Source organism: Streptomyces sp. AC627_RSS907 (genome assembly GCF_019049165.1).
Genome location: NZ_JAGMUE010001055.1, coordinates 1 through 627, shown reverse-complemented (window position 1 = coordinate 627; position 627 = coordinate 1). Strand labels below are relative to the sequence as shown.

1 pseudogene is annotated in these 627 nt (G+C 67.5%); it reads left to right on the top strand.

From position 1 onward, the window contains the following. Nucleotides 1-627: pseudogene (locus KUM32_RS40225) on the top strand (excinuclease ABC subunit UvrA); the annotation flags it as partial.

Genomic DNA, 627 nt, shown 5'->3' with positions numbered 1-627 from the left:
CGGCTGATCAACGAGACGTACACGGCGTTCGTCCAGTCCTTCATGCCGAGCCTGGGCCGCCCCGACGTGGACGCGCTGCACAACCTGAGCGCGGCGATCGTCGTGGACCAGGAGCGGATGGGCGCCAACTCCCGCTCCACGGTGGGCACCGCGACCGACGCGTACACGATGCTGCGCATCATCTTCAGCCGCCTGGGCACCCCGCACATCGGCACCTCCAGCGCGTTCAGCTTCAACGTGGCGGAGGGCATGTGCCCCGAGTGCGAGGGCGTCGGCGAGGTCTCGAAGATCGACGTCGAGCAGCTCGTGGACCGCGACAAGTCGCTGAACGAGGGCGCGATCACGGTTCCCGGGTTCGCCGTGGACTCCTGGTACTGGCAGGTCATGGCGGGTTCCGGGCTCTACGACCCGGACACCAAGCTGCGGGACTTCACCGAGACCGAGTGGGAGGACTTCCTCCACAAGCCCAGCACCAAGCTCAGGATCGGCTCCAACAACATCACGTACGAGGGCCTGGTCACCAAGGTCCAGCGGGTCTACCTCAGCAAGGACCGCGAGTCGATGCAGGCCCACCTGCGCGCCTTCGTGGACCGCGCGGTGGTCTTCGCCTCCTGCCCGGCCTGCGCC